Annotated in this window: 6 protein-coding genes; all 6 read left to right on the top strand. The window is 32.5% G+C overall.

The window, feature by feature from the left end:
- The first annotated feature begins 764 nt into the window (after positions 1 to 764).
- The 6 genes from HNS40_RS21440 (at position 765) to HNS40_RS21415 (ending at position 5,933) form a co-directional block, all read left to right on the top strand.
- Positions 765 to 1,070, top strand: a complete 306-nt coding sequence (locus HNS40_RS21440; protein WP_172284765.1) for a hypothetical protein — start codon at positions 765 to 767, stop codon at positions 1,068 to 1,070.
- 371 nt (positions 1,071 to 1,441) lie between these two features.
- Positions 1,442 to 3,295, top strand: coding sequence for a carboxypeptidase regulatory-like domain-containing protein (locus tag HNS40_RS21435; protein ID WP_172284764.1), 1,854 nt, complete (start codon positions 1,442 to 1,444; stop codon positions 3,293 to 3,295).
- 214 nt (positions 3,296 to 3,509) lie between these two features.
- The gene (locus HNS40_RS21430; protein ID WP_172284763.1) at positions 3,510 to 4,079 is read left to right on the top strand and encodes a transposase; all 570 of its coding nucleotides are present in this window, start codon (positions 3,510 to 3,512) and stop codon (positions 4,077 to 4,079) included.
- On the top strand, positions 4,072 to 4,464 hold the full coding sequence (locus tag HNS40_RS21425; protein WP_172284762.1) for a hypothetical protein: 393 nt from the start codon (positions 4,072 to 4,074) through the stop codon (positions 4,462 to 4,464). The genes HNS40_RS21430 and HNS40_RS21425 overlap by 8 nt, the downstream gene beginning before the upstream one ends.
- 16 nt (positions 4,465 to 4,480) lie before the next feature.
- A complete protein-coding gene (locus tag HNS40_RS21420; RefSeq protein ID WP_172284761.1) occupies positions 4,481 to 5,086 on the top strand; it encodes a hypothetical protein in 606 nt (201 codons plus the stop codon).
- A gap of 10 nt (positions 5,087 to 5,096) precedes the next feature.
- A complete protein-coding gene (locus HNS40_RS21415; protein ID WP_172284760.1) occupies positions 5,097 to 5,933 on the top strand; it encodes an SUMF1/EgtB/PvdO family nonheme iron enzyme in 837 nt (278 codons plus the stop codon).
- Positions 5,934 to 6,208: the final 275 nt, after the last annotated feature.

Raw genomic sequence — 6,208 nt, 5'->3', positions numbered from 1 at the left:
ACTGCCCTCCCGCCAACTTTTAATAACAGGAAACATATTTGACTTGCTATACTTTTGATTCTTTTTCATGCACCAAAATTAGTGGCTCATGAATCGTTAGGCAAGATGGGCTTGGTAGTGGTGATACATATGTCCGGCAAATACAAAATTCACGTAGCAGATAAAGCCTATTTTTTAACATGATTTTGTCTTAGACTAGTTTGGCTAGATATGATTGTGGAAAAACCTGAGGATTATTTGTTTAGCTCAGCTAGAAATGATGCTGAATTGCCTTTTGTATTAGATGTGATTTTAGAAACTCCCGCTAGCGCGGATTTGTAATCCGTGCGTATAACATAGTCAAAACCAACAATAAAAATTTCTATCTTTGATTCATGTCAGATAAATACAAAACACACGAATCAGATAAGGCCTACTTCATAACAATGACAACGGTAGGCTGGGTTGATATTTTCACTCGGAAAAATCACAAACTTGCCATTGTAGATTCTTTAAAATATTGTCAAGAAAACAAGGGGTTGGAGATATACGGTTGGGTATTAATGCATAGTCATTTACATTTGATGCCGATGAATTTAGGAGATAATATTATTTTGGTTTGAAATATATGATTGCAATTTTAAATTATCGGCATTTACCATTGTAAAAATGAAATTGCATAAAGCATTTTTCATTAAACAATTGGTAGAATTTGTAGAGCAGCAGAAGGTAATAGATTATCTGATATATTACGAGATTTTAAGAAATACACATCGAAAAAGGTTGTGAAACAAATTGAAGAGGAGCCAGAAAGCAGACGAGAATGGCTATTGCCATTATTGCAAAAATATTGCGAGCACTTAAAACGAGAGCAAGAATACAAACTTTGGCAAAGCGGTAATCATGCTAAAGTTATATACACAACAGAGTTCTTTTATGAGAAATTGAATTATATTCACCAAAACCCAGTTCAAGATATGATTGTTGAAAAACCAGAGGATTATTTGTTTAGCTCAGCTAGGAATTATGCTGAATTGTCGAGCGTTTTAGATATTATATTGGAAACTCCTGAATTGAAGAACTATGTTTAATGATATGGTAAACAGCGTTATATGGCGCACGGATTGCAAATCCGCGCTAGCGGGAGAGAATAAATGATTAGTTTATGAGGAAAGAAAAGAGAAGTCAAGCGTATAAATTGATAGGGATTCAAATATTACTTGGAGTTTGTTTGTTGATGATTATGGAACAATACTATCCTACCGTTTCAACAAGGTTTGAACTGGTATACGGAGCAATATTTTTGCTATTAGAGTTGAATGTTTTTATCATTATTTCAAGTGTTTTTAACACTGTTAACCCTTTAAAAGTGAATTTATTAATTTATTTTACTTTGATTGTCTTTTATTTAGTTTTAATATGGGTTAATTAAAATTGACTAAGTGGTTTAAAAAAAATAGATATGAAACAGAATGTCATCTTTTTTTTATTTTTGTTACTAATTTCATTTTCCTGCAAAAAGGAAAAAGAAATAGAATTAAATGGCCACATTGAGGGCTACATTCAAAATGTATATGGACAGAAAATAGAAGGAGTCTTATTGAAGCTTGATTCTTATCAGGCAATATCTGATTCTTTAGGTCATTATTCTTTTAATAACTTGGCTACAAATACCTATACTTTGTCTGTTACAAAAGAGGGTTATGTTGGGCAATCAAAAAGTATATTTGTAGAAGCTCAAACAACCACTAATCAAAATTTTGAATTGCTTGCTGGTAATCATTTTCTAAATATATCCGATAGCCTTTTAATCGCTAGCTCCAATGATAGTTCTTTAGTGGTTGAAATTCAGTCTAGTACTGAGTGGAGTGTATTAAACTCATCATCATGGCTTAGTTCTGAAATCACAAGTGGTTTTGGTAATATGGAGCTAGTTTTTAACTATTCCGAGAATATGAGTTCTGAAAGCAGAATTGATACCATCAAATTTGTTTCCGGAAACATTGTTAAGAAATTAGTTATTAAGCAGTATGCAAAGCTAAGAGTTGTTAAATATGTTGGAATCCCTGGGAATGACGAACTCAATATGAGTGATTCTGTTTATATATTGTTTAATCGCCCAATTAATGTGAATAAATTGGAGGCCCCTAGTAATTACGAACCTGATTTAAACTATGTGTATACAGATGATAATCATGGTATAATGTTTGATTATGCAGGGGGGTATTTAGGTTGGGAAGTCCCATTTAAAATAACAGTTAGCGACAATGATAATCAAGAATTTAGTGAAGAGTTAGTAGTACCTTTTTATACTCAAAAGCTAAAAACAAATGGGGAAATTACAGATTTTCTATTGATAAACGAAGATAAAGAAGTATTGATAGCCATATATAATCCAAGTGTATTAATTAAATATTCTTTAGAACTAGATTCGGTGCTACATATTTACGATTTATCTTCTTATTTAGCTCCGATAAAGTTAACATATAACGACTACAATTCCCTGGTTTATTTAGTGGGTTCTTATCCCAATATTGAAGCTTCTCCAATTGAAATTGATAGACCCGATGTGTATACTCTAGATCTACAAAGTAACTCAATAGAACATGCATTTAAAATAGAACCCTTAGAGGAGGAGCACCCAAATAATCCATCAATTTATCCAATGGATATGGCATTTACAAAACTGGGGTCTGGATTAATAATATTGAAGAATGATTATTACAGTGGTTTTAAAGTGAGAATTATTGATAATACAATAAATGATACAATTTATCCTCATCCAGAGTTTGAGTTTAATGAACCTCCATTTTTTGTTGAGGTATATCCTAATTACAATAAAACCAAGTTGTATTTAAATAGGTTTTCAAGTAAAGATAATTTTGGTATATATGATGGTTTTACAAAGGAAATATCAATATTGCCTCATGAAATCGTAGGTTCGCCATTGATGGTACCCAATCAAAAATCTGAAAATTTCTTTGTTGGCATGGTTTCAAATTTTTATTTATTGGATTTAGAGAATAACGAGAGTGAAAAGATTAGTATTTCATCATGTTCAAATCCAAGTGCCGATTTTATTTATAGTTTCGATAACGAAAACCTTGTATATCTTCATGGAAGTAATTATTTTAGAATCTTAGATCTCAATAGTGGTGAAGTGATCTCTAGTTGTCAAACTGTTATGTATTTTAATGATTTGACAACTACAATTGATGGAAAATATTGTTTGGCAACAAAGGAAAACTCTGATGATACTTTTAGTTTAATAATTACTGAAACGAGTATTCTAAATTGGCACCTAAATAAAAGATAAGTCTATTAAGTAAGTAGTAGTTTTTTAATTTTTGTGTAAGTATGTGATTTTGAAAGTTTAGCCATAATAGTTTTAACAGGGATGATAAGTACTCAAGTCTTCAATGATTGAGTTTCAAAAGTTATATTCTCTTGTCAATTTCCCGCTAGCGCGGATTTGCAATCCGTGCGTATAACATAGCTAAAACCAACAATAAAAATTCTATCTTTGATTCATGTCAGATAAATACAAAACACACGAAGCAGATAAGGCCTACTTCATAACAATGTCAACAGTAGGCTGGGTTGATATTTTCACTCGAAAGAATCACAAACTTGCCATTGTAGATTCTTTAAAATATTGTCAAGAAAACAAGGGGTTGGAGATATACGGTTGGGTATTAATGCATAGTCATTTACATCTCCTTTGCAGAGCGGCAGAAGGCTTGAGATTATCGGATATATTACGAGATTTTAAGAAATATACTTCGAAAAAGATTGTGAAACAAATTGAAGATGAGCCAGAAAGTAGACGAGAATGGATGTTACCTTTGTTGCACAATTTTTGTGAGCATTTAAAGCGAGAGCAAGAATACAAACTTTGGCAAAGCGGTAATCATGCTAAAGTTATATACACAACAGAGTTCTTTTATGAGAAGTTAAACTATATTCATCAGAATCCAGTTCAAGAAATGCTAGTTGAAAGACCAGAGGAATATTTGTTTAGCACTGCACGGAATTATGCTGAGTTGTCTTTTGTATTGAATGTTATTTTAGAAAATCCTGAATTGAAGAACTATGTTTAATGGTTTGGTAATCAGTGTTATATGGCGCACGGATTGCAAATCCGCGCTAGCGGGTTCTAGTGACCCAATACAAGTAAGATTAGAAGAAGCTATGGAAAATGGTGAGCAATGGATTACCTTGATGCCAGGTGAAACTCATACTGGACCGACAGATGGTTTAATGGCTCATGGTAGAATAATAAAAGTAAGTAATCTATCTGATATGCATGTTACTGTTGTGGATCAGGTATACCCTAATGTTGGTGGGTTTGAATATAATCGTAATGACATGTATTTAAATGTAACTGGCAATTATTTATCCGGATTATGGAGATCTTTCAGGAATCTTAACATATCTTCAACAAAAACATTTTATTCACCCAGTAACCCACCTGAAGGTTGGTAGTATTAAATAATCTATTATGAAGAAATTAAAGTATTTAACCTTTTTAATTGCTTTTGCTCTACTATTTATTTTTGGTAAAAGAATAATAATTTATTCTGTGTTTTCTGTAAAAGGAATAACAGTCACTGCTTTTCATGAATGTGTTGATCCGTATTTATGCATTGACTTAGAAGTTACAAAAAACGGGGAATTATTTTTTCTGACAATAAAAGATATTCAACTTTCACACTTTGTAACTAATAACACAATTAAAATATCTCAGATTAATGGATATAGTGTTGTACAATATGGCTGTAATATTAATAAAAATACAGTAAAAAATTCAAAAACTAATCAATATGTTCCGTATAAGTGGAAGTCTAATGGTATATCAATTGGCAAAACAGATATTCTGGGTAAGTATATCGGCTACAATTACAACAATATATTTGATTATATTAACGTTATAGATTCGATTCTACTAAAGATTGAAAGTATTCCAGATAATCGTTATATGTACTTATCAAATAATTCATTGGATGAGGTTTATATTAAGCGAATCAACACAAAGTTAAACAAAACAAGTTTAATTAATAGCGATACTGTTTTTACATTTAAAAATGAACATTGCAATTGCAAATAATTTTACCAATATGAAATCAATACAAAAATGGGCAAGCCTACTAATCATCATAATGATTATAGGAATATCTTGCCAAAAAGACAAAACAGCACCAACCATTAAAATCCTTTCTAATGTGTATAATGAAACACAAGCCATGAAAGGAGATACCATTGTATTCCAGATAACAGCAGAAGATAAGGCTGGGGTAAAGGAATTAAAACTAATGGAGGATGGTGTATTATTACACAGCACTCAAAGCTCCAATTTGTCCTATGATTGGTATACTGCCCAAGTGGATAGTGGTCGTCATCATTTTACCATTATTGCAACAGATGAGGAAGGCAATCAAGCAGAAGACAGGATTTGGGTATATGTTAACGAGATTAGCTTTGCTAGAGTAGAAGGAGGTACATTTATCATGGGCTCAAACAATGGCGAAGACGATGAAGGACCAGAGCATAGCGTTACTTTAGATGGTTTCGAGATCATGAAAACCGAAGTCACCATTGGCCAGTTCGCATGCTTTCTAAATGATATTAACTGCCCTTTGGATGGAAGGGTAAATGGAGAAAGGTATTATTTTGACAATATCATAATTAGATATTATGTGGAAAACACTTTTCCTTATCAAGCTCATCCAGGATATGAAAACAGACCTATACCAGCAATTACTCATGCTGGAGCTCAGGCTTATGGAGAATGGTTAGGCGGAAGGTTACCAACAGAGGCAGAATGGGAATTTGCCTGCCGAGGGGGTAATGAAAGTCAAAATTATCTCTACAGTGGTAGTAATGATGTCAACGAAGTTGCTGTTTTAGACCCCGCTAGCGCGGAAATGTTTTCCGTGCGTATAACAACAAGGTAGACAGTCAATTTCTTAAATTTTCTATCTTTGTTAGATGTCAGATAAGTATAAAATACACGAATCAGATAAAGCTTATTTTATAACAATGACAACAGTAGGTTGGGTAGATATATTTACTAGGAAAAATCATAAAATGGCTATGGTTGAACCCGCTAGCGCGGAAATGTTTTCCGTGCGTATAACAACAAGATAGACAATCAATTTATTAAATTTCCCGCTAGCGCGGATTTGTAATCCGTGCGTATAACATAGTCAAAACCAACAATAAAAATTTC

The sequence above is a fragment of the Lentimicrobium sp. S6 genome (genome assembly GCF_013166635.1).
Taxonomy (GTDB): domain Bacteria; phylum Bacteroidota; class Bacteroidia; order Bacteroidales; family UBA12170; genus UBA12170.
Note: the sequence above shows the minus strand (reverse complement) of the source record. Positions and strands in the feature narration are given on the sequence as shown.

Excerpts from the sequence above, each read along its gene's own strand:
- HNS40_RS21435 (WP_172284764.1), top strand. The coding sequence starts at position 1,442 with ATGAAACAGAATGTCATCTTTTTTTTATTTTTGTTACTAATTTCATTT.
- HNS40_RS21430 (WP_172284763.1), top strand. The coding sequence starts at position 3,510 with ATGTCAGATAAATACAAAACACACGAAGCAGATAAGGCCTACTTCATA.
- HNS40_RS21425 (WP_172284762.1), top strand. The coding sequence starts at position 4,072 with ATGTTTAATGGTTTGGTAATCAGTGTTATATGGCGCACGGATTGCAAA.
- HNS40_RS21420 (WP_172284761.1), top strand. The coding sequence starts at position 4,481 with ATGAAGAAATTAAAGTATTTAACCTTTTTAATTGCTTTTGCTCTACTA.
- HNS40_RS21415 (WP_172284760.1), top strand. The coding sequence starts at position 5,097 with ATGAAATCAATACAAAAATGGGCAAGCCTACTAATCATCATAATGATT.